At 64.1% G+C, this 22,520-nt stretch carries 17 protein-coding genes and 1 tRNA gene; 9 read left to right on the top strand and 9 right to left on the bottom strand.

Annotated features, from left to right (window positions below):
• Nucleotides 1-161 precede the first annotated feature (161 nt).
• From IFT80_RS00520 to IFT80_RS00510, 3 genes are all read right to left on the bottom strand, one after another.
• A complete protein-coding gene (locus IFT80_RS00520) occupies nucleotides 162-2,732 on the bottom strand; it encodes a bifunctional diguanylate cyclase/phosphodiesterase (protein WP_192136525.1) in 2,571 nt (856 codons plus the stop codon).
• Between the two features lie 309 nt (nucleotides 2,733-3,041).
• Entirely contained in the window at nucleotides 3,042-4,397 is a 1,356-nt protein-coding gene (gene nhaA, locus IFT80_RS00515) for a Na+/H+ antiporter NhaA (protein ID WP_192136524.1), read from the bottom strand.
• A gap of 116 nt (nucleotides 4,398-4,513) precedes the next feature.
• Nucleotides 4,514-5,410, bottom strand: coding sequence for a LysR family transcriptional regulator (locus IFT80_RS00510; RefSeq protein WP_192136523.1), 897 nt, complete (start codon nucleotides 5,408-5,410; stop codon nucleotides 4,514-4,516).
• Nucleotides 5,411-5,529: 119 nt separating this feature from the next.
• On the opposite strand from IFT80_RS00510, the gene IFT80_RS00505 reads away from it, so the two are divergent.
• The 8 genes from IFT80_RS00505 (at nucleotide 5,530) to dctM (ending at nucleotide 14,257) form a co-directional block, all read left to right on the top strand.
• Nucleotides 5,530-6,396 (top strand): transposase, encoded by an 867-nt coding sequence (locus IFT80_RS00505; protein WP_192136522.1) that lies wholly within the window; start codon nucleotides 5,530-5,532, stop codon nucleotides 6,394-6,396.
• Nucleotides 6,397-6,430: 34 nt separating this feature from the next.
• Nucleotides 6,431-7,594, top strand: coding sequence for an acyl-CoA dehydrogenase family protein (locus IFT80_RS00500; RefSeq protein ID WP_192136521.1), 1,164 nt, complete (start codon nucleotides 6,431-6,433; stop codon nucleotides 7,592-7,594).
• 10 nt (nucleotides 7,595-7,604) lie between these two features.
• Nucleotides 7,605-8,954, top strand: a complete 1,350-nt coding sequence (locus tag IFT80_RS00495) for an MmgE/PrpD family protein (RefSeq protein ID WP_192136520.1) — start codon at nucleotides 7,605-7,607, stop codon at nucleotides 8,952-8,954.
• Between the two features lie 15 nt (nucleotides 8,955-8,969).
• On the top strand, nucleotides 8,970-10,169 hold the full coding sequence (locus IFT80_RS00490) for a CaiB/BaiF CoA transferase family protein (protein ID WP_192136519.1): 1,200 nt from the start codon (nucleotides 8,970-8,972) through the stop codon (nucleotides 10,167-10,169).
• Between the two features lie 72 nt (nucleotides 10,170-10,241).
• The gene (locus IFT80_RS00485; protein ID WP_192103747.1) at nucleotides 10,242-11,066 is read left to right on the top strand and encodes an HpcH/HpaI aldolase/citrate lyase family protein; all 825 of its coding nucleotides are present in this window, start codon (nucleotides 10,242-10,244) and stop codon (nucleotides 11,064-11,066) included.
• A 174-nt stretch (nucleotides 11,067-11,240) separates the two neighbouring features.
• Complete coding sequence (locus tag IFT80_RS00480) at nucleotides 11,241-12,239, top strand: TRAP transporter substrate-binding protein (RefSeq protein WP_122479700.1); 999 nt, start codon at nucleotides 11,241-11,243, stop codon at nucleotides 12,237-12,239.
• A 102-nt stretch (nucleotides 12,240-12,341) separates the two neighbouring features.
• Nucleotides 12,342-12,974 (top strand): TRAP transporter small permease, encoded by a 633-nt coding sequence (locus IFT80_RS00475; RefSeq protein ID WP_185793792.1) that lies wholly within the window; start codon nucleotides 12,342-12,344, stop codon nucleotides 12,972-12,974.
• On the top strand, nucleotides 12,974-14,257 hold the full coding sequence (dctM, locus tag IFT80_RS00470) for a C4-dicarboxylate TRAP transporter large permease protein DctM (RefSeq protein ID WP_122479017.1): 1,284 nt from the start codon (nucleotides 12,974-12,976) through the stop codon (nucleotides 14,255-14,257). Before IFT80_RS00475 ends, dctM begins: the two co-directional genes overlap by 1 nt.
• Nucleotides 14,258-14,294: 37 nt before the next feature.
• On the opposite strand, the gene IFT80_RS00465 is transcribed toward dctM, so the two are convergent.
• The 3 genes from IFT80_RS00465 to IFT80_RS00455 form a co-directional block, all read right to left on the bottom strand.
• On the bottom strand, nucleotides 14,295-15,536 hold the full coding sequence (locus tag IFT80_RS00465) for a PrpF domain-containing protein (protein WP_192136518.1): 1,242 nt from the start codon (nucleotides 15,534-15,536) through the stop codon (nucleotides 14,295-14,297).
• Between the two features lie 38 nt (nucleotides 15,537-15,574).
• Nucleotides 15,575-18,190, bottom strand: a complete 2,616-nt coding sequence (locus tag IFT80_RS00460) for a PAS domain-containing protein (RefSeq protein ID WP_342214318.1) — start codon at nucleotides 18,188-18,190, stop codon at nucleotides 15,575-15,577.
• Between the two features lie 259 nt (nucleotides 18,191-18,449).
• Nucleotides 18,450-18,524 (bottom strand) — tRNA-Gln (locus tag IFT80_RS00455).
• A 271-nt stretch (nucleotides 18,525-18,795) separates the two neighbouring features.
• Here IFT80_RS00455 and yghU point away from each other — a divergent pair.
• Nucleotides 18,796-19,635 carry a glutathione-dependent disulfide-bond oxidoreductase gene (gene yghU, locus IFT80_RS00450; RefSeq protein ID WP_192057472.1) on the top strand — a complete coding sequence of 280 codons (840 nt, stop codon included), beginning with the start codon at nucleotides 18,796-18,798 and terminating at the stop codon, nucleotides 19,633-19,635.
• Nucleotides 19,636-19,840: 205 nt separating this feature from the next.
• Here yghU and IFT80_RS00445 read toward each other — a convergent pair whose 3' ends face one another.
• The 3 genes from IFT80_RS00445 to IFT80_RS00435 form a co-directional block, all read right to left on the bottom strand.
• On the bottom strand, nucleotides 19,841-20,050 hold the full coding sequence (locus IFT80_RS00445) for a DUF2945 domain-containing protein (protein ID WP_192136517.1): 210 nt from the start codon (nucleotides 20,048-20,050) through the stop codon (nucleotides 19,841-19,843).
• Between the two features lie 79 nt (nucleotides 20,051-20,129).
• Complete coding sequence (locus IFT80_RS00440) at nucleotides 20,130-21,263, bottom strand: metallophosphoesterase (RefSeq protein WP_192136516.1); 1,134 nt, start codon at nucleotides 21,261-21,263, stop codon at nucleotides 20,130-20,132.
• A gap of 181 nt (nucleotides 21,264-21,444) precedes the next feature.
• Nucleotides 21,445-22,350, bottom strand: coding sequence for a LysR substrate-binding domain-containing protein (locus IFT80_RS00435; RefSeq protein ID WP_192054026.1), 906 nt, complete (start codon nucleotides 22,348-22,350; stop codon nucleotides 21,445-21,447).
• Between the last annotated feature and the right edge of the window lie 170 nt (nucleotides 22,351-22,520).

Raw genomic sequence — 22,520 nt, 5'->3', positions numbered from 1 at the left:
TGTCAGATAATCCACAGCGCCCCTTCGCGGCCATTGACCGCTCCTACGGGGAGTGCAGGCGCGTCGGCGGACACACACCCCCGCAGCCCCTGTAGCAGCGGCGCAAGCCGCGTCGGCGGTGCATGCGATACCCGCGGGCTTTGGAGGGTTGGCCTGGTCGATCAACGCGCGCAACTGGCGAGCAGCAGCTCTTCGAACCGCGCGCCGTCCAGGGGCCGACTCAGGTAATAACCCTGGCCCTCGTCGCAAGCCACCGAATCCAGCAGCTGCAACTGTTCCAGCGTTTCCACGCCTTCGGCCGTCACCGTCAGCGACAGTGCCCGACCCAGGCCGATCACCGCCTCGATGATGGCCAGGTCGGGTTGGCTGTCGCCCAGCCGGCCGACGAAACTGCGGTCGATCTTGAGCCCATCGAAGGGAAACGTGCGCAGGTAGCTCAGCGATGAATAGCCGGTGCCGAAATCATCCATGGCCAGCCGGACGCCGAGGCCCTTCAGCGCTCGCATCAGGGTCAACGCATTGTCGGCATCTTCGAGCATCACGCTTTCGGTAACCTCAAGCTCCAGCCTCGCCGCCGTCAGGCCCGACCTCAACAAGGCGGCCCTGACCCGCTCCACCAATTGTCCGCCCTGGAACTCCTTGGAAGACACGTTGACCGACACGAACAGCTCTTCGGGCCATTGACTGGCCTGCCGGCAGGCCGCGTTCATCACCCAGTCGCCAAGTGCGGTGATCAAGCCCGTGTCTTCGGCGATCGGAATGAATGCATCAGGCGCCAGCAGGCCACGCTGTGGATGCTGCCAGCGCACCAGCGCCTCGGCCCCGACCATCTGGCCGTCGGCAATGCGGAAGCGCGGCTGGTATTGCAGGCATAACTCGCCATGCTTGATCGCATAGCGCAGGTCGCTTTCCAGGCGCCGACGTTCGATGATCCGCTCATTCATGTCGCCATCATAGAAACGCCAGGTGCCGCGCCCGCTCGCCTTCGCCTCGTACAAGGCGATGTCCGAATAGCGCAGCAGTTCAGGGGCGTGCGCCGCATCGCCCGGCGACACGGCAATGCCGATACTGGCGCTGACATGGATGTCCTGGTCGTCGACCTCGATGACCTGCTCGATCAGCTCGATCAGCCGTCGACACAGTGCCTCGATCTCCGCATGCCCGACCGCGCCCGCCACGACCATGACGAACTCGTCGCCACCGACCCGGGCGACGATGTCCTGGCTGCGCACGCATTGCCTGATGCGCTCGCCGATCTGGTACAGCACGCGGTCGCCGGTAGCATGGCCGAGCAGGTCGTTGACCGGCTTGAACCGATCCAGGTCGATGGTCAGCATGACCAGTGGCTGGCGGGCGGCAAGCGCGTTTTCCAGACGGCTTTCCAGGTAGTCGCGCAACTGGCTGCGGTTGGGCAGGCCGGTCAGCACGTCATGGCGCGACAGGTACTCGACCCGTCGCCGCGCGTCGATCTCCTCGGTGACATCGGTGGCGGTACCCCGAAAGCCTTGATCGCCGATGGTCCGCGCAGCGATCCGCGCCGTACGCCGTTGCCGATGCACGTCCATATAGCTGCATTCAGTGGTCAGGTTGCCCTGCCCTGGATTGCCGCGCAGCCATGCCAGGAGCGTGCCCTGGGGCAATTCGACCAGGTCGTCGATCGAGATGCCCAGCCATTGCGCCTTGCCCACCCCAGTGACCGTCTCGAAGCGGTCGGACAGGTAGGTGACATGACCATCGCCATCGGTTTCCCAGATCCAGTCGGAGCTGGCTTCGGCTACGTCGCGAAAGCGCGACTCGCTGAGCGCCAGCGCCACCTGGCTGTCGCGCAGCAATTGGTGGCTGCTGTCCAGAGCGCGCGCAGCGCGAGTATTGCGCCGCAGCATGACCCAGGTCATGCCGAGGATGATCAGCGTCGCCAGGATGATTATGGGCAATACCACGATGATCATCTGTCGTCCCGGCCTTGCTGCGTCCCACTGCATGTCGAGAGTCGTGCCGTGCTCGGCCGCGACCAGCGCGTGGGCAGCCGTGGTGTCATCGGTACGGGCCACCCGCAGCCCGCGCAGGCCCATGCTCTCGCCGAGCGCTTGAAGCCGCTGCGGATCGAGACGATTGACCACCAGCATGACCGACGGCGGCCGGTCGTCGGTCTGCACCGTGGGATCGGTGCTGGGCGTGATCGCTGCCGCCACGACCAGGGCCGGTGTTCCGGCCAGGCTGGTCAGTGCGGTGAAGACCTTTTCGTCGTCGGCCAGGGCGCGTGCGGCGGCGACCCACTCATCGACGGGGCGGCCCAGCCAATCCGCAGCCGCTATGGTTTCATACTTGCCGTCGATTACCGCATACACCGAGCGGTTGCCCGGCCCTATGACGAACGCGGCCTGGTAGCCGAAATCGTCGTACAACGCCGGACCGAAGTTTTCCCGCACATAGGCCCACTCCATGTCCACCTTGAGATGCAGGTGCCGATAGGCCTCCCCCCAGAACGAGTAGTCCTTGATGGTCAGTTGCAGAAGCCGGCGTTCGGACTCGATGCTTTTCTGCACCATCGAGTGACCCTGGACGCGCTCGGTGCGATCCAGACCGTGGGCGAAATACAGGGACAGAGCGACTGCCAGTGCAAAGACCACGGCGAGGCTGGCGCAAAAGGTGACCAACGAGGTCTGCGCCAGGGCGGTGCTGCTCGCAGGCCTGGCGGAGGATGCCGGAGAGGTGAAACTGGACTTGAGCATGGATGGCCTGAAAGAGAATGCGCGGAACCGATACAAGGCTATCGGCCAGCCGCGACCTTCCATGAACACCTAGGCTCTTGCCAAAGCAGACTCATATGGCCAGCAGTAGATTCATGTGGGATGCAGCAGATTCATGTGGGATGCAGCAGATTCATGTGGGAGCGGGCTCTGCCCGCGAAGAGGTCCTCGCTGGCCTCTTCGCGGGCAGAGCCCGCTCCCACAAAAGCCAGAACAGGCTCGGCCCTCCCACAAAAGCCAGAACAAGCTCAGTGCTCCCACAAAAGCCAGCACAAGCTCAGGCCATCGGTGTCACGCAGGCCGCGCCTTGCCGAAGCTGAGCTTGCCCCAGACCAGACCCAGCACCGCCGCCACCGTGGACGCCGCCAGTACACTGAGCTTGGCCGAAGCCAGCAGGGTCGGGTCGGAGAACGCCAGCGAAGCGATGAAGATCGACATGGTGAAGCCGATCCCGGCGAGCAGACCGACCAAGCCTACCCCACTCCAGGTCACACCCTCGGGCAGCCTGCAGATGTTCAGCCTCACCAGCAGAAAGCTGAACAGCAGCACGCCCAGCGGTTTGCCCAGCACCAGAGCCAGCATCACCCCGCCAAACACATGCTGCGACACCGCGTCACTGAGGTTGGCGCCGGCGAAACTGACCCCGGCATTGGCCAGCGCAAACAACGGCATGACGCCGAACGCCACCCACAGATGCAGCCCGACCTGTATCCGCTGCACCGGCGGCAGCACTTCGCGCTGCGCATCGCGCAACTGCCTGAGCGGCTCGGCAACCGCCTCGCGATTGTCGCTGCCGGGGGTGAAGCGCTCCATCAGCTCGTTGAAATTGCGGCGGATGATATCCACCGGGCGCTCGCTCATCGGCTTGGAATAGACCGGCGTCATCAAGCCCAGAATCACCCCGGCCAGGGTGGGATGGACGCCCGTCTTGAGCAGGCCGAACCAGACGATCGCGCCCGGCAACACATAGGCATATGCCTTGCTGATGCCCATGCGCTGGAACAGCAGCACCAGCAGCAACCCGGCCACGGCCACCAGCAGACCCAGATAATCGAGGCTGGCGGTATAGAACACGGCGATGATCAGGATGGCCACGATATCGTCGATGATCGCCAGTGCCAGCAGCAGGATCCGCACGCTGGCGGGAATGGATTTACCCAGCAGCGCCAGCACGCCCACGGCGAAGGCGATGTCGGTGGCGGTCGGCACTGCCCAGCCGGCGCTGGCCGGTGTGCCGTGGTTGAGGGCAAGGTACAGCAAGGCGGGCATCAGCACGCCACCCAGTGCCGCACCCAGCGGCAGGGCTGCCAGCTGCAGGTTGGCCAGCGCGCCATCCTTGATTTCCTGGCGTATCTCGGCACCCACCACCAGAAAGAAAATGGTCATCAGGCCGTCGTTGACCAGAAAATGCAGGGACTGCGAAACGCTGAAATCGCCGAGGCCCAAGGTGACCTGGGTATGCCAGAAGTGCTCGTAGGAATCCCCTATCGAGCTGTTGGCCCAGACCAGTGCGGTGATCGCGGCAAGCAGCAACACGATGCCGCTGACGGCCTCGATGTGGGAGAAGCGTTCGAGCGCCGCCAGGGCGCGTTCGGTGAGCTGTTGAGGGCGGGGAATGGCAGGTGTCGCCGGTCTTTTTGCAGGCACGGTAGCTCTCCGCTGGCGGCCCGACCAACGCTGAACTTTAACCTGCCCCCTGCCGTATGCAGCGGTGCACCCGCGGCGATGATAGAAAGCCTGGGGCCAAGTTGCAACGCATCATCTCAATCCGGCACCGGTGTCGGCATCAAAGTGGCGATCAGCGCGCGAACCGTGCCGGGCAACGCCTCGAGCTCGCGTACCAGAATGCTGCGCTCGCGTATCGCCCAGGGCTCGTCCAGTTCGATGGTCACCAGGCGCATGGTACGGGTGTGCCGCAGGGCCGCCGACTCTGGAATGATACCGATGCCGACCCCGGCCTCGACCATCCGGCAGATCGCTTCGAAGCTCGACACCTGAATGCGCAGCGACAGCCCCTGGCCGATTCGCTCGACGTGCTCGCGCAGAAAGCTGAGCAAGGTGCTGCCTTCGTGCAGGGCAATGTGTTGAAACGCCAGGGTCTGTTTCAGGCTGATGCGCTTGCACTGTGCCAGCTCGTGCCCCACGGGCACGGTGAGCACCAGGCGGTCGGTGCTGAAATGCATCACCTGCAGCCCCGCCGCTTCGACCGGGCCGGCGATGATACCCATGTCGGTGCTGCCGTCGAGCACGCCGCGAACGATGTCGCGCGACAGGCGCTCCTGCAGATCTACGCTTACCCCGGGGCGCCGGGCGAGAAAACCGGCCAGCACTTCGGGCAGGAACTCGGTCACCGCCGTGGTGTTGGCGAAGATACGGATGTGCCCGGCCGAGTCGGCGCCCAAGTGGGTGAAGTCGGCCTTGAGGTAGTCGACCTGACGCATGATCAGCCGGGCATGCACGAGCAGCTTCTGCCCTGCCGGCGTCAGCTCTACGCCGCGGCTGTCACGGTACAGCAGGCGCGTATCGAGTTGCTGCTCCAGTGCCTTGATCCGGGCACTCGCCGCAGCCGGCGAGAGGAACGCCCGGCGCGCGCCCTGGGTCAGGCTGGGTGATTCGCCGATATGGATGAAAAGGCGCAGGTCGGCCAGGTCGAAGTGCATGGTGGGGATCCTACCTTCAGGCGTTCGGCAAATATGAACGCCGCCTTACGCAAATGCAAATTCACAGAATGCCGCGGCCCTCGCATCATCGCAGCACAACAAAAATGCAGAGGCCACCCATGAGCGCATCAGATTCACCCATCGACTACAGCGCCTGGATGGGCCGCACCGATCAGGCGCAGGATGTGCTCAGCCAGAACATTGCCGAGCGCATCGCCGCGACCTTCGGCGAACCTGCGCCAAAAGACGGCGAGCCGCTGCCGCCCCTGTGGCAGTGGTGCTTTTTCCAGGCGCCGGTCACGGAAGACCAGTTGGGCACCGATGGCCACCCGTTGCGCGGCGGCTTTCTGCCCGCCGCCGACAATCGCAACCGCATGTGGGCCGGTGGCCGTCTGGAGTTCATCGCGCCACTGACGGTGGGCAGCGCTGCCGAGCGCCTGTCCACCATCCTGCGTATCGAGGAAAAGCACGGCCACACCGGCGCGCTGCTGTTCGTCACGGTGCGCCACGACTACACCCAGGGCGGCCGCCTGTGCCTGCGCGAAGAGCAGGACATCGTCTACCGGGAGCCGAACCCTCCCAAACTGTTCAGTGACCCTGCACCGGTCGCTGCGCAGTGGAGTGAAACGGTAAAGCCGACCCCGACCCTGCTGTTCCGCTACTCGGCCGTCACTTTCAACGGCCATCGTATCCATTACGACCACTCCTACGTGACTGACGTCGAGGGCTACGCTGGCCTGGTGGTGCACGGGCCGCTGATCGCCACCTTGCTGCTGCGCAGCTTCATCCGCGCCAACCCTCGAAAGCCTGTGCGCCACTTCGCCTATCGCGGCGTACGCCCTTTGACCGTGCCCACTGCGTTCCAGCTCAGTGGCTGCCTGCTCGAACAGGGCAAGGCGCGGCTGTGGGCCGGCAACGAGGCGGGCGTCGCGCAAAGCGCCGATGTCACCTTCGACTCCAGCTCCCCGCCCCAGTCCGGCCACTGACCGCGAACCCATCATCGACTCCGAGAACCGTGCCATGTCCGTCTACGATGAAGAAGACCTCAATGCCATCCGCGAGGGCGTTCGTGCCCTGTGCGCAGATTTCGACGCTGCCTACTGGCGCAAGATCGATGAGGACAAGGGTTTTCCCGAAACCTTCGTCAAGGCCCTCACCGATGCCGGTTGGCTGTCGGCGATGATTCCCAGCGAATACGGCGGCTCGGGCCTGGGCCTGGCCGAGGCCTCGGTGATCCTCGAAGAGGTCAACGCCTGCGGTGGTAACTCGGGCACGGTGCATGGGCAGATGTACAACATGTTCACCTTGCTGCGCCACGGCAGCGAGGCGCAGAAGCGCCACTACCTGCCCAAGCTGGCCAGTGGCGAATTGCGCCTGCAATCGATGGCGGTAACCGAACCGACCACCGGCACCGACACCACCAAGATCAAGACCACCGCCGAGCGCCAGGGCGACAAGTACGTCATCAATGGGCAGAAGGTGTGGATCTCCCGAGTGCAGCATTCGGACCTGATGATTCTGCTGGCGCGTACTACACCGCTGGCCCAGGTGACGAAGAAATCCGAAGGCATGTCGATCTTCCTGGTCGATCTGCGTGAAGCGATCGGCATGGGGCTGACCGTGCAGCCGATCGCCAACATGGTCAACCACGAGACCAACGAGCTGTTCTTCGACAACCTCGAACTGCCCGCCGACAGCCTCATCGGCGAGGAGGGCAAGGGGTTTCGCTATATCCTCGACGGCCTCAATGCCGAGCGGACGCTGATCGCCGCCGAATGCATCGGCGATGGTCGCTGGTTCATCGAAAAGGCCAGTGCCTACGCCCGCGATCGAGTGGTCTTCGGCCGGCCGATCGGACAGAACCAGGGCGTGCAGTTCCCGATTGCCGAAGCGCACATCGAGATCGAAGCAGCCGACCTGATGCGCTGGCGCGCCTGTGCCGAATATGACAGCGGGCAGAACGCCGGCGCCAGCGCCAACATGGCCAAGTACCTGGCGGCCAAGGCTTCGTGGGAGGCCGCCAATGCCTGCCTGCAGACCCACGGCGGCTTCGGTTTCGCCTGCGAATACGACGTCGAGCGCAAGTTCCGCGAAACCCGCCTGTACCAGGTCGCGCCGATCTCCACCAATTTGATCCTGTCCTACGTGGCCGAGCATCTGCTCGAATTGCCACGCAGTTTCTGAGGAGCTGTCGATGAACGCCACGCACCGTTTGGCCACCTTCCTCGCCGACCTGCACTACGAGCACATTCCCGAGCCCGTCCTCGCCCGTTGCGAAGACCTGTTCCTGGACTGGATGGGCTCGGCGCTGGCCAGCCAGGGTGCCCATCCCATTCCCCTGTTCGAGCGCTATGCACGGCGCATGGGGCCCGGCGACGGCCCCGCCAGGATGCTGGGCAGCGGCCAAGGCACATCGGCCTACTTCGCCGCGCTGGTGAACGGTGCCGCGTCGCACCTGGTCGAGCAGGACGATCTGCACAACAGCTCGGTACTGCACCCGGCCACGGTGGTGTTTTCCGCCGTCCTGGCTGCGGCTCAGGATCGCGGCAAGTCGGGGCGCGAGCTGCTGCTGGCGGCCGTGGCCGGTTACGAGGCCGGCATCCGCATCGGCGAGTTCATGGGCCGCTCCCACTATCGGATCTTCCACACCACAGCCACGGTTGGCACCCTGGCTGCCGCCGTGGCCGTGGGCAAGCTGCTGGGGTTCGACCGCGAACAGTTCATCAACCTGTTGGGCACTGCCGGCACCCAGGCCGCCGGGCTCTGGGAATTCCTGCGCGATGCGGCCGATTCCAAGCAGTTGCACGCCGCCAAGGCTGCTGCCGATGGCTTGCTGGCGGCGTACATGACCGAAGACGGTTTGAGCGGTGCGCGCAACATCCTCGAAGGCGAGCAAGGCCTGGCGGCCGGTATGTCCAGCGACGCCGACGCCACCCGCCTGGACGATCGGCTCGGCAGCCGCTGGGCGCTGGCGGAAACCTCGTTCAAGTTCCACGCATCGTGCCGCCACACCCACCCTGCCGCCGACGCCTTGCTGCACTTGATGCAACGCGAGGGCCTGCAGCACGAACAGATCGCCAAGGTCGTCACGCGCGTCCATCAGGGTGCCATCGATGTGCTCGGGCGGGTGGTCAAGCCCAGCACGGTGCACCAGGCCAAGTTTTCCATGGGCGCGGTATTGGGTCTGATTGCCGTACACGGCAGTGCGCAATTGATCGAGTTCCGCGATCTGGCGCTGACCGACCCTGCTGTCGACGGCTTCCGAGAGAAGGTCAGCATGGAGCTGGACCGCGAGGTCGACGCCGCCTACCCCGCGCGCTGGCTGGGACGGGTCGTCGTCACCACCACCGATGGCCGCACCTTGAGCGCCGCGATCGACGAGCCCAAGGGCGACCCTGGCAATACCCTTTCGCGCGCAGAACTGGAAGACAAGTTCCTGCGTCTGCTGGCCTTTTCCGGTGCACGTACGGCGAGCCAGGCGCGCGTGCTGATCGACAAGATCTGGCACCTGCGCGACGCATCGACCCTGAACGATTTGTTCTGACCCACAGGTGACCCCATGACCGAGCTCAACCCGCGTCCGCTGGACGGTATCACCGTCGTCAGCCTGGAACACGCCATCGCCGCGCCGTTCTGCACCCGCCAACTGGCCGACCTCGGTGCGCGCGTGGTGAAAATCGAACGCCCCGGCAGCGGTGACTTCGCCCGTGGCTACGACCAGCGTGTCGACGGCCTGGCGTCGCATTTCGTCTGGACCAACCGTTCCAAGGAAAGCCTGACCCTGGACCTCAAGCAGCAAGCCGCCGACGCGGTCCTGCACGGCCTGCTGGCCAAGGCCGACGTGCTGGTGCAGAACCTGGCACCCGGCGCTGCAGCGCGGATGGGCCTGTCGTTCGAGGCGTTGCACGCGCGTTATCCGCGACTGATCGTCTGCGACATTTCCGGCTACGGCGAAGGCGGCCCCTATGAGAAGAAAAAAGCCTACGACCTGTTGATCCAGAGCGAGGGCGGCTTTCTCTCGGTGACCGGCGGCCCCGGCGAAGACGAGCGGGCCAAGGCCGGCTGCTCGATCGCCGACATCGCCGCCGGCATGTACGCCTACACCGGGGTGCTCTCGGCGTTGATGCTGCGCGACAAGACTGGGGTGGGCAGCCGGATCGACGTGTCGATGCTCGAAAGCCTGGTGGAGTGGATGGGCTATCCGCTGTATTACGCCTACAAGGGTGCGCCACCGCCCGCCCGCGCCGGTGCGGCGCATTCCACGATCTATCCGTACGGACCGTTCCCGACCGGGCACGGCGGGACCATCATGCTCGGCCTGCAGAACGAGCGTGAATGGGCGCTGTTCTGCGACAAGGTGCTGCTGGATGCGTCGCTGGCCGACGACGCGCGCTTTTCCAGCAACTTCGAACGCTCGCGCAACCGCGATGAACTGCGGCAGATCATCGTCGACAGTTTTGCGCAGCTGTCGGTCGAACAGGTGCTGGCCCGTCTGGAAACCGCACAGATCGCCAATGCCCAGGTCAACGACATGGCCGGCGTCTGGCGGCATCCGCAACTCGCCGCACGCGAGCGCTGGCGTGAGGTGGACAGCCCCTCCGGCAGGCTTCCCGCTTTGTTGCCGCCGGCCAGCAACACCGCGTTCGTCCCGCGCATGGACGCGGTGCCCGCGCTGGGACAGCACACGGCGGGAATTCTCGAGGAACTGGGCTACTCCGCCGATCAACGGGCGCAGATGAGCGCCAGCGGCGTGATCTGACGCACCAACCGGCACCTTCGGTATCGCCGCCGCCTGCTGCGGCGTGCCACGACCAACACGGGAATCCGCGCCATGCCGACCTCTCCCCTTCGCTCGGCGCTGTTCGTGCCGGGCAGCCGCCCCGAACGGTTCGCCAAGGCCCTGGCCGCTGGCGCCGACGCGGTGATCGTCGATTTCGAAGACGCCGTGGAAGAAGCACTCAAACCCCACGCGCGTCAGCACCTTGCAGATTTCCTCCGGCACACCGACACGGCGCAGGTCATGGTTCGAGTGAATGCCCCAGGGCATGCCCAGCACGCCAGCGACCTGGCCTTCTGCGCGAACAATCCTGGCGTGGTGGGGGTGGTGCTGCCCAAGACCGAGACCTGCGCGCAACTCGCCACGGCCTGCCAGAGCGGCAAACCGTTGTGGCCCATCATCGAGAGCGCCAAAGGCTTGCTGGCGCTGCAGGCGATCGCCCATGGCCCCGGGGTGCAGCGCCTGTGCTTCGGCAGCCTGGACCTGGCCCTGGATCTGGGCCTGAGCCATGGTACGCCCGCGGCGGAGGCTTTTCTGGATCAGGGCCGCATGAGCGTGCAACTGCACTCGCGGGCCGCCGCCCTGCTACCGCCCCTGGACGGTGTGTTCGCCGCCCTGGACGACACGCCGGGGTTGCAACGCGCCATCGAACACGCGCGCAACCTCGGCTACGGCGGTGCACTGTGCATTCACCCCAGACAGGTGGCGGTCATTCATGCCGCACTGGCGCCCAGCGCGGCCGAGCTCCAATGGGCTCATGCGGTGCTGGCGGCCAGTACGGCTGCGAAAGGTGCGGGGGCTTTCCAGTTCGATGGCCAGATGATCGATGCACCGGTACTGCTGCGTGCCAGACGCCTGGTGGAATCGTCGGGCGGCTAGCCTGCACATTGGCGTTCGCCAGAGCCGAACGCCGGGTTATGCAAATACAGATTTTCGCCACAGGCGCGATTGAGCGACCCTGAAGCTGAAAACACTTCTACGCTGCATCGGGCCGGTTGGCTCGAAACAGCCGCCGAAAATGGATTGTCCTACAACAATAACAAGGTGATCTCGATGTTCAAGCTGACCCAGGCGCTGCTCTGCGCCGCCGCCGTTTCGATGGCAACCCTGGCCCAGGCCGCCGATCCCGTCGTCATCAAGTTCGCCCATGTGGTGGCGGAGAACACCCCCAAGGGCCAAGGCGCACTGCTGTTCCAGAAACTGGTGGCCGCCGACCCCAAGCTCAAGGACAAGGTGAAAGTGGAGGTCTATCCCAACTCCTCGTTGTTCGGCGACGGCAAGGAGATGGAAGCACTGTTGCTGGGCGACGTGCAGATGCTCGCCCCCTCGCTGGCCAAGTTCGAGCACTACACCAAGCAGGTGCAGATCTTCGATCTGCCGTTCCTGTTCGATGACCTGGCTGCGGTCGACCGCTTCCAGCAGGGGCCGCAGGGCAAGGCGCTGTTGACCTCGATGGACGACAAGGGCATTCACGGCCTGGCCTATTGGCACAACGGCCTGAAGCAACTGTCGGCGAACAAGAAGGTGATCCTGCCCAAGGACGCCCGCGGACTGAAATTCCGTGTGCAAGCCTCCAGCGTACTCGAGGAACAGTTCAAGGCGATCCGCGCCAACCCGCGCAAGATGAGTTTCGCCGAGGTCTACCAGGGCCTGCAGACCGGCACCGTGAATGGCACCGAGAACACCTGGTCGAACTACGAAAGCCAGAAGGTCCATGAGGTCCAGCCGTTCTTCACCGAGACCAACCATGGCCTGATCGACTACATGGTGATCACCAACTCCAAGTTCTGGAACGGCCTGCCCGACGATGTCCGCGGCGAACTGCAAACACTCATGGACCAGGTCACCGTCGAGGTGAACAAGCAGGCGGAGGCCCTGAACCAGACCGCCCGGCAGAAAATCATCGATGCCAAGACCAGTGAGATCGACCCGCTGACGGCCGAGCAACGCGAACAGTGGCGCGAAGCCATGCGCCCGGTCTGGGACAAATTCTCCGAGCAGATCGGACCCGACCTGATCAAGGCAGCCGAAGCCTCCAACAAGGCCTCGTAAGCGCCTGTCCCGTACCCTGCATCCGCTGGCCAGGGCCAGCGGTGATGGACGCGCGGCTGCCCGGCGGGCGGCGGTCGCTCTCACGACGTTCGGAGAATTCCTATGCAATCGCTCAGGCAAGTCTGGGAGCGTTTCGAAGAAGGCATGATCGCCTTCCTGCTGGCTGCCATGACACTGGTGACGTTCACTTACGTCGCGCTCAACAACCTCTACACGATGTTCTACGTCCTCAGCGACAAATGGGCGTGGAGCAGCGATCTGTTCGCCGGTATCGGTGATCACCTGATGGGTTACGCCCAGGAAATGACCTGGAGCATCGCGCTGACCAAAGCACTGTTCGGCTGGCTGATCTTCTTCGGCATCGCCTATGGCGTGCGTACTGCCGGCCACTTGGGAGTCGACGTGCTGGTCAAGAAAACCAGCAAGCCGGCCCAGCGTGTCCTGGCAATGATCGCCTGCGGCTGCTGCCTGCTGTATGCCGGCCTGTTCCTGGTCGCCAGCATCAAGTGGGTGTCGGCGGTTCTGGTGGCCGGCATCGGTGCCGAGGATCTGGATCGCTACGGCATCGAAGTCGGCCACATCGCGCTGATCGTGCCGATCGGCTTCGCCCTGATCATCGCCCGCTACCTGGAAATCATGTACCGCATCTACAGCCATCGGCAGACCGGGTTGGGCCTGGCCGACGAGGCTGCCGAAGCCAGCAAGCTGGCCCACCCTGGCGAGGAGCAACGCTGATGACCGTTATCTGCCTGTTCCTGCTGCTGTTCGTGTTCATGTTCCTGGGCGTGCCCATCGCCATTTCGCTGGGCCTGTCCGGCGCGGTGTCGATCCTGCTGTTCAGCCAGGACTCCCTGAGCTCGCTGGCGATCAAACTGTTCGAGACCTCGGACAGCTACACCTTTCTGGCGATCCCGTTCTTTCTGCTGTCCGGCGCCTTCATGACCACCGGCGGCGTGGCACAACGGCTGATCGATTTCGCCAACGCCTGCGTGGGCCATATCCGTGGCGGCCTGGCGATCGCTGCGGTGCTGGCCTGCATGCTGTTCGCCGCGCTGTCCGGATCGTCGCCGGCCACCGTTGCAGCGGTCGGTTCGATTGCCGTAGCCGGCATGGTGCGCTCTGGCTATCCACGCGAGTTCGGCGCCGGCATCATCTGCAACGCCGGCACCCTGGGCATTCTCATCCCGCCTTCGATCGTGATGGTGGTGTATTCGGCGGCCACCGAGACCTCGGTGGGCAAGCTGTTCATGGCCGGGGTGATTCCGGGCATCCTGCTCGGCGTGATCTTGATGGTGGTGATCTACATCGTTGCGCGAATCAAGAAACTGCCGGCGCAGCCCAGGGCCACCTTCCGCGAATGGCTGAGCACTGCCCGCCGTGCCTTCTGGGGCCTGCTGTTGCTGGTGATCATCCTCGGCGGCATCTACAGCGGCATGTTCACTCCCACCGAAGCGGCCGCCGTGGCGGCGGTCTACTCGGCGTTCATCGCGCTGTTCGTATACAAGGACATGCGCCTCGCCGAATGCCCGAAGGTGCTCCTCGAATCGGGCCGGCTGACGATCATGTTGTTGTTCATCATCGCCAACGCCATGCTCTTCGCCCACGTGCTGACCACCGAACAGATACCGCAGCAGATCACCAACTGGGTGCTGTCCGAAGGCCTGACGCCACTGGGTTTCCTGATCATGGTCAACATCGTGTTGCTGGTGGCCGGCAGCTTCATGGAGCCTTCGGCGATCATCCTGATCCTGGCGCCGATCTTCTTCCCGATCGCCATGGAGCTGGGCATCGACCCGATTCACCTGGGCATCGTCATGGTGGTCAACATGGAGATCGGCCTGGTCCATCCGCCGGTAGGGCTGAACCTGTTCGTCACCTCGGCCGTCACCGGACTGACCCTGGGCCAGACCATTCGCGCCGCCCTGCCGTGGCTGTCGATCCTGCTGATGTTCCTGCTGCTGGTGACCTACGTGCCCTTCATCTCCCTGGCCCTGCCGAACTGGCTGGGCATGCCGTAGCTACCCGCTGCTGCCGGGCCCTGCAGGGCTCGGTGGCTCAGGATCGAACGCCGAGCAGTGCCTGTCGCAGTTCACTCGAAGCCCCGGAAAGCGGCACGTGGCCGCGCATGAGGACCTGCGTGCTGCGGCGGTAGGCCGCGCTGCGGATCTGCAGATGCCCAGCGTCCAAGGCCGCCACAACCGTGGTGTCCAGGCGACCGGCCGGGTTTTCGATGCTGACCTGGATGTCCATCAGGGATACACCCGGTGTGGCAATACCCAAGGCCACGCGGTGGGCAGTGGTGCCCGGCAGCAGGCAGGCGGCAGCCAGGCAGCAACCGCCGGATACGGCCATGGAGGCGTGGCCGGTCTGAGGCGTGAAGTAGCGCACCGCGATGTTGCCGCCATCGCGTGGGGCGGCGACGATGCAGATTTTCGGAATGGTTTCGCTGCGGCCCAGTTCGGCGGCGGTCATCAACACGCCATCCTTGCGGCGCAGGCCCATTTTCAATCCGGCCTGGGTCCACAGGGTACGCAGCGTGGCCATGAAGGCTTGATCGGCCGCCAGTGTCGCCACAGGTTCATGGCCGGTCTTGCCCAGGCTGCTCGCCTCCACGATGACCATCGGCACCGCTACGTCCACGCAGGACACCTCGATGCCCTCGATGCGGTCGATTACCGCTCCGGTCGGCAGCAGGGCGCCGGTCTTGTTGCCCACCGGTGCATGGAGAAACAGATCGACCGCCGGATACTCGCCCAACACGCCGGGAATCGCCGATTCGGTGAAACGTCCTTGCGCATCACGCTGCATGCGCGCCGAGGTGATCACGCCGGTGTTGGTATTGCGAATGTCGACTTCGCAGAGGCCACGGGCCGATGCTTCGACCAGCTCCATGTCCAGCGCCCACAGCAGCAGCGCACTGGACATGTTGCCGCAGTTGACGCTCCAGTCGATCTGCGCGTGATCGCTGGCCAGCTGCGCCAGGGTGCTGATCAAACGGACACCGTCGCCGACGCGCTCGGTGTTCATCACGAAGACTTTGTTGCTGGTCGCCGGGCCACGGCCCAGGCCGGTGATCTGCCGATTGCCGGCATAGCTGCCCACGGCCGGCACACCCATCAATTGGCGCAGCAGCTGCTCGCGCAGCACGCTGTCGGCAGGCAGCAACGGCTCCCACAGGACAACGCCAGTCGACGTACCGCCACGCATGTAGTGCGCGGGGATTTCCACTGAGCCAAGGCGGCATCGCGACTGCCAGCCGGGTTGCAGATCTGCCGTGGTGGCAACGAATCGGTTCATCGACAACTCCTGCGAAGGCCTGCGCTACGACGCGCGGCTCAAAGGCTCATCAGCTCCCGGACCCTGGCAGCCAGGGAATCCATGGCAAACGGTTTGGTCAGCACCTGCATGTCCGGACCCAGATAGCCGTTGCCGATCGCTGCGTTTTCCGCGTAGCCAGTGATGAACAGCACCTTGAGGTCGGAGCGCACCTCACGCCCGGCATCGGCCATCTGCCGGCCGTTCATGCCGCCTGGCAAACCGACGTCGGTGATCAGCAGATCGATGCGCACATCCGACTGCAGGACCTTGAGCCCGGCGAGGCTGTCCGCCGCCTCGATCAGGGTATAGCCCAGATCGCCGAGCACATCGATCAGCAGCATGCGCACCGTCGGTTCGTCGTCGACGACCAGGATGGTTTCTCCGGCATGGGCCGCGGCAGCCAGCGACTCGCGGGTTTCCGGCAGTTCGTCATCGACCTCGCCATAATAGCGTGGCAGGTAGATGCGCATGGTGGTGCCCTGACCCAGCTCGGAATAGATCCGCACCTGGCCACCCGACTGCTTGGCGAAGCCATAGATCATCGACAGGCCCAGGCCTGTGCCCTGGCCGATGGGCTTGGTGGTGAAAAACGGATCGAACGCCTTGGCGATGATATCCGGCGACATACCGGTGCCGGTGTCGGTGACGCTGACCGACAGGTATTGCCCTTCGGGAATGTCATGGGTACGGGCCGCCTCCCGGTCCATCCAGCGGTTGGCCGTCTCGATGGTGATCTGACCGCCATCGGGCATGGCATCGCGGGCGTTGATGCACAGGTTCAGCAACGCGTTTTCCAACTGGCTGACATCGACCAGGGTCGGCCACAGGTTGATGGCGCCGACCGTCTCCACGCGAATACTGGGGCCTACCGTGCGCTGGATCAGCTCGGTCATGCCTTCCATCAGCACGTTGACGTCGGTAGGTCGCGGGTCGAGCGTCTGTCGCCGCGAGAAGGCCAGCAAACGGTGGGTCAGCGCCGCCGCGCGCTTGGTGGCGCCTTGGGCAGTGCTGATGTACTTGTCGGTTTCCATCCAACGGCCTTGGGCAATGCGCGTGCTCATCAGCTCCAGCGCGCCGGAAATGCCCGCCAGCAGGTTGTTGAAATCATGGGCCAGACCACCGGTGAGCTGGCCGACCGCTTCCATTTTCTGCGACTGGCGCAGTTTTTCTTCGGCCTGGATCAGCTTGACCGTGCGCTCGGTCACTCGTTGTTCCAGCGTATCGTTGAGCGCGCGCAACGCAGACAGGGCCCGATCGCGCTCGGCCTCGACCGAGCGGCGCGCCTCGACGTCGATCAGCACGCCTGGAAAACGCAGTGGCTGGCCTTGCGCATCGTTCTCGACGCGACCGTTGGCTTCGATCCAGTAGTAGTGGCCGTCGGCCCGGCGCACGCGATACTGATGGGAATAACTGCCACCGCGCTGGATCACTTCATCGATGGCGGCAGCCAAGCCCTCCTGGTCATCGGGATGCACAGTGGCCACGATCGTCTCGAGGCTCAGGCCTTCGCGGCCCAGTTTCGGGTCCAGCCCGAACGCCGCCGCAAACCCCTCATCGACCGCAAAACGATCGGTTGGCAGATGCCAGTGCCACGTCCCGATGATGGCCCCGGCCGCCAGTGCCAGCTGGACGCGCTCGATGTTTTCCCGGGCCACGGCCTCGCTGGCGCGCAGTCGCTCCTCGGCATTACGCCGCTCGGTAACGTCGCTGAAGATGATGGCTATGATGCGCTCGTCGCTGGAACCGAACTTCACCGCCCGCACATCGAACCAGCGCTTGAACGCTTCGGCGTAGTTCTCGAACGTCGCGGGCTCGCCGGTCTTGGCCACATGGCCATAGGTGTCGAACCAGAACTGTTCCAGGTCCGGAGCGAATTCGGTCACCCAACGCCCACGCAGGTTGACCCCGGCCTGGCGCTCGAAGGCCGGGTTGGCTTCCAGGAACCGGTAATCGACCGGCAGATCCTGCTCGTCGAACTTGACCTCGACGATGGCAAAGGCCGATTCGATGTTTTCAAGAATCTTGCGGAAGCGCTCTTCGCTTTCACGCAGCGCGCTTTCGGCAGCGCGTGTGCGGGTCAGGTCGAGCATCGCACCGATCATGCGCACCGCCTGGCCCTCGGCATTGCGGATCACATGGCCGCGGTCGAGCACTTCGGCATAGCTGCCATCGTGCCGCTGGAAACGGTATTCACCGGACCAAGCCGACAGCGTGCCGTCTATCACCGCATGGATGGAAGTGTCGACGCGGGTGCGGTCTTCTGGGTGGATGTGCTCGATCCACCATTCGCCGGTGCCTTCCACTGAAGCCAGAGGATGCCCATAAGCCTGTTCCAGCGCCTCGTTCCACACCACATGGTTGCGGCTCAGGTCCCAATCCCAGATCGCGTCGTTGGTGGCCTTGACGGCCAGGCGGTAACGCTCCTGGGTTTCCTTGAAGCTTTCGAGGGCCGCTCGTTCACGGGCATCACTCGTGGCCTGCGATAGACCTTCAGCGTCATCGTCTGCGAGCTCTGGATGTGGAACCGACGCTTGCAACTGCTCCAGGGCGGCACGGGTCCGAGCGTCGCCCGGATCGAAGCCTGCTTCTTGCAATATCCGGCGCAGACGCTCGACCTGAGAAGCAGTTGCCACGTTTGTCGTGTGATTCAGAACGCCTCCAACTACCCTATCAAGGTGATATCAATGGTTGCATCGCTATGCCTTATAGGCAGTGGCCTGACCGCACAGTTCCAGACGCAAGCGGTGCCAGAAGGCCAAGGTAGCGACCACAGGCGTTTCGCCAGGCAATGTTCGAGGTGCCGTCAATAGAAGCGATCAACGGGATCGATGCACAGTATATTGTGGGTAGAGAGAGGATGGGACGAGAATGCTGGTTCAAGTGACCGGTTAATGGCAGGGGCGGCTGGATTCGAACCAACGCATGGCAGGATCAAAACCTGCTGCCTTACCGCTTGGCGACGCCCCTGTATCCGGTGCAAGAAGTGCCAATTGCTGGCCTCTGCATGAACGAGCGGGAATTTATCAGGTTTCTTTTCCACAGGAAACCCCATGCGTAACAAATATTCTTGAAAAACAGCTGGTTGCTACTCGACGGTACTGCAACGGGTCCCGAACGGTGCGGGGATGAACTGTACCGGCCCGGGCCAAGTCCTATCTTCACCACATACTTCCCACGCCAGGCACGGGTGTTCAAGCACCGTGAAGGCACATCTCAAGCCCATCAGGAGGCGCACTGCATGAGCCCTACCCCCTACGTTCCGCCCAAGGTCTGGAAAAACGACGCAGACTCCGGCGGCCAGTTCTCCAAGACCAATCGCCCCACTGCCGGGGCGACCCACGAACAGCCATTGCCGGTGGGCAAGCACCCGCTGCAGCTCTATTCACTGGCGACGCCCAATGGTGTGAAGGTCAGCATCATGCTCGAGGAGCTGTTGGAACTGGGCCACGCCGAAGCTGAATACGATGCCTGGCCGATTCGCATCGGCGATGGCGATCAGTTCTCCAGTGGTTTCGTGGAAATCAATCCGAACTCGAAAATTCCCGCGCTGCTGGACCGCAGCGCAGGCGCAAGCGTGCGGGTGTTCGAGTCTGGATCCATCCTGTTGTATCTGGCGCAGAAATTTGGCGAGTTCCTGCCGGCGGACCCCGTCGCCCGTACCGAAGCGATGAACTGGCTGTTCTGGCAGATGGGCGCGGCGCCTTACCTGGGCGGCGGCTTCGGGCATTTCTACGCCTATGCGCCTGAGAAGCTGGAATACCCAATCAACCGCTTCACCATGGAAGCCAAGCGCCAGCTCGATGTGCTGGACAAGCAATTGGCCCAGACCCGTTATGTGGCCGGTGCCGACTACACCATTGCCGACATCGCCATCTGGCCCTGGTACGGGCAACTGGTGCGCGGCAATCTGTATGACGCCGCGCAGTTTCTGTCGGTCGAGGAGTACCCTCATCTACAGCGCTGGGCCGAAGAGATCGCCCAACGCCCCGCGGTGCAGCGCGGCCAGCGGGTCAACCGCACCTGGGGCGATGAAGCGACCCAAGTGCCGGAACGGCATAGCGCTGCGGATTTCAAATAACTACCGAGCTTGCCCCTGCGCATGCATCCCCACCGCGGCTTGCGCAATCCCTGTAGCAGCGGCGCAAACCGCGTCATGCCTCGCCAGTGACCTGTAGGAGCGGTCAGCGGCCGCGAAAAGGGCACCGCGCACTGCCTGATCCACCGCGCTGTCCGGTTCGCGGTCACAGACCGCTCCTACAGATCGCCGACAGCCCTGCGCCGCATCACGCCTTGTGCAGGGCGCCGGCGTGGTGGAGCGCCGAATGCCCGGTCTTGTCGCTCTTCACCTCGTACTGCGGTTCGTCCCTGGACGCCGGGCGGTGCTTGCCCATGAATTCCACATCCTTGACGTGGACCTTGGTCACCTTGCCGTGGATCTCGCCCGCTTCGGAATTCCAGCGCACCGCATCGCCTACCTTGAATGCATTGCTCATCTGCTCGCCCCTGTTGTGATTGAACACGCGTCAGACAAGTGAGTACGGCCTGCGCCGTTGATTCCAATCAGCTGCCGTTTCATTGGCCGGACGGTACCGCACGCAAGGTGAACTCGGTGATCTCGGACGGCACGCCCAGGCGGATCGGAAAGCCGTTCCACAACCCGCTGCCGTTGCTGACGTACAACTGCAGGCCGGCGCGGCGATACAAACCCGAGACGAACCCTTCGTTGGCCCTGGCCACTACCTGGTCGAAGCCGCGAATCATCCCGCCGTGGGTGTGCCCGGAAAGCTGCAGGTCGACCCCGGCAGCGATCGCCTCATTGATCCCCGCAGGTCGGTGGTTGAGCAAGACGATCGGTGCCCCGGCCGGTGCGCCGCGCAGGGCCAGCTCCAGGTCCGGCGCACTGCCGCCGTACTGGGTGGCGACCTTGTCGGTGATACCGGCAATGACCAACTGCCCGCGCGCGTCGCCAACCACTTCATGCTGGTTGATCAGGCTGTGCATGCCGGCTTCGCGGAATCTGGCCATCCAGCCTTCGTTGCCAAAATAGTATTCATGGTTGCCGGGGATGGCGATCACGCCATTGCGGGCGCGCAGTTGCGCCAAAGGCCGCACATCGGTGGCCCGCGCCTGCAAGGTCCCATCGATGAGGTCGCCGGTGATCACCACCAGATCAGGCGCCAGCGCGTTGCTGCGCTTGACCACTTCTTCCACCCAGGGCTCGGGAAACAGCACGCTGATGTGCAGGTCGGACAACTGCACCAGCCGGAAGCCGTCCATCGACGCGGCAAGCCCGGGAATCTCCAGCTCCAGCTGACGCACCTCCGGCACCCGGGTGGCCTGCGCCACGCCGAAACCCGAGACTGCTACCGCCAGGGCCGCGACTCCGCAGCGCCACTTGACCAGGGCTTCACGCGACGGGCGATGGCGCCGGACCAGACGGGTGAACAGGATGCCAAGGTCCAGCACCAGCACGAACACGAACAACAGGGCAAACGCGGTGAAGGCCCACCCGGCGCCATAGGCGACCGCGTACGGCACTTCGGGCGAGTACATCGTCCCGGTGAAGGCGAGGATCAGCATGTGGTACTTGGACGCGGCCAGCAGTGCCAGGCCGATCAGCACGCGCCAGCCGGTGGCCAGGGGCAGCGGGTAGACGAAGCGCAGCGCAACATACAGGAAGGCGACAGTCGCATAGATATGAAACACAGGGATTCCTCATGGTCAGTGGCACTCTGACAGCTGGCCGCTTCGATGGTTGGTCGGCGAAGTTGCTACAGAACATGTAGGAGCGGTCTGTGGCCGCGAAATGAGCGCCGCGGTACGGCAGATAATACGCAGGGCGCCCTTCGCGGCCGATGACCGCTCCCACAGGGGATCGGGTACCCGATCAACTGTCCGGAAATGGAATGGACAACAACCACTCGCGGAAGGCTACCAGCGACGGCAGCTGCTGGTTGTGCGTCGGGTACGCCAGGTAGTAGCCGCGCCCGCTTTCCATGGGTTCGAACAAGGTCACCAACTCACCCTGGGCGATCTCGTCCTGCACCAGGATGCGCGGCACCAGCCCGATCCCGATGCCGGCGATGACGGCCTGAATCAGATGCGCGGTGTGCTCGAAGCTCGGCCCCAGACGCATGCTCGGCGACCCTGCCAGCCCGACGCTGGCGAACCAGTCCGACCAGGCGTGGGGGCGCGACACTACACCCAGCAACAGCTGCCGAGCGGCGTCCTGCACCGACACGTGCGCATGCCCAGGCAGGGCCCTGGGGCTGGCCACCACAACCAGCTTCTCTGAAAGCAGCCGGTGCGCCATATAACCCGGCCACTGCCCCGAACCCGCGCAGATGATCGCGCTCATGTCCTGCGCGCCTTCGGACAGGTCCCCACGCACGATTCTCGAATGGATATGCACCAGGCTGCCGGGATGGCGAGCGTAGAAATCGCCCATCCGCGGCATCAGCCATTTGGAAGCGAAGGTCGGCAGCACCGCCAGGTGCAGGGTATCGGCCTCGGCACGGTGCGAAATGGTCTGCAGGGTAGCGCCACGAATGCGCGCCAGCGCTCCGGCCAGTTCGTGCTGATACAGCGCGCCCGCCGCCGTCAGCTCGATGTGCCTGCCGTCACGCCTGAACAGCGTCACTTCCAGCAGCGCTTCGAGCGCCTGCACCTGTCGGCTCACTGCACTCTGGGTCAGGGCCAACTCGGCCGCCGCCCGAGTGAAACTGCCGTGGCGGCCGGCCGCTTCGAACGCCAGCAACAACGACATGGAGGGCGTGAGCCGTCTGGGATTCATTCATTGAACTCATGCAAAAACCGAAGGATATACGTTTGCCAGCTCGTCGTGCATTCGCGAAAATACGTCCACACCCCCTGTGTTGCAAGCAACCTGCAGCATGGGCAGGCCTCTCTCTGCAGAGCGACCGCGGTAAGCAGTGCCCACTGCCAGCCCGCATATTTCGAATG

This window comes from Pseudomonas sp. CFBP 8771, from assembly GCF_014841695.1.
GTDB classification, from domain to species: domain Bacteria; phylum Pseudomonadota; class Gammaproteobacteria; order Pseudomonadales; family Pseudomonadaceae; genus Aquipseudomonas; species Aquipseudomonas baltica.
This window is presented reverse-complemented; position numbering and strand designations above follow the sequence as displayed.

Coding starts and splice junctions, on each gene's coding strand:
- IFT80_RS00495 (WP_192136520.1), top strand. CDS start 7,605: ATGAACGCCACGCACCGTTTGGCCACCTTCCTCGCCGACCTGCACTAC.
- IFT80_RS00505 (WP_192136522.1), top strand. CDS start 5,530: ATGAGCGCATCAGATTCACCCATCGACTACAGCGCCTGGATGGGCCGC.
- IFT80_RS00475 (WP_185793792.1), top strand. CDS start 12,342: ATGCAATCGCTCAGGCAAGTCTGGGAGCGTTTCGAAGAAGGCATGATC.
- yghU (WP_192057472.1), top strand. CDS start 18,796: ATGAGCCCTACCCCCTACGTTCCGCCCAAGGTCTGGAAAAACGACGCA.
- IFT80_RS00445 (WP_192136517.1), bottom strand. CDS start 20,050: ATGAGCAATGCATTCAAGGTAGGCGATGCGGTGCGCTGGAATTCCGAA.
- IFT80_RS00485 (WP_192103747.1), top strand. CDS start 10,242: ATGCCGACCTCTCCCCTTCGCTCGGCGCTGTTCGTGCCGGGCAGCCGC.
- IFT80_RS00510 (WP_192136523.1), bottom strand. CDS start 5,410: ATGCACTTCGACCTGGCCGACCTGCGCCTTTTCATCCATATCGGCGAA.
- IFT80_RS00490 (WP_192136519.1), top strand. CDS start 8,970: ATGACCGAGCTCAACCCGCGTCCGCTGGACGGTATCACCGTCGTCAGC.
- IFT80_RS00465 (WP_192136518.1), bottom strand. CDS start 15,536: ATGAACCGATTCGTTGCCACCACGGCAGATCTGCAACCCGGCTGGCAG.
- IFT80_RS00480 (WP_122479700.1), top strand. CDS start 11,241: ATGTTCAAGCTGACCCAGGCGCTGCTCTGCGCCGCCGCCGTTTCGATG.
- IFT80_RS00500 (WP_192136521.1), top strand. CDS start 6,431: ATGTCCGTCTACGATGAAGAAGACCTCAATGCCATCCGCGAGGGCGTT.
- IFT80_RS00520 (WP_192136525.1), bottom strand. CDS start 2,732: ATGCTCAAGTCCAGTTTCACCTCTCCGGCATCCTCCGCCAGGCCTGCG.
- IFT80_RS00435 (WP_192054026.1), bottom strand. CDS start 22,350: ATGAATCCCAGACGGCTCACGCCCTCCATGTCGTTGTTGCTGGCGTTC.
- dctM (WP_122479017.1), top strand. CDS start 12,974: ATGACCGTTATCTGCCTGTTCCTGCTGCTGTTCGTGTTCATGTTCCTG.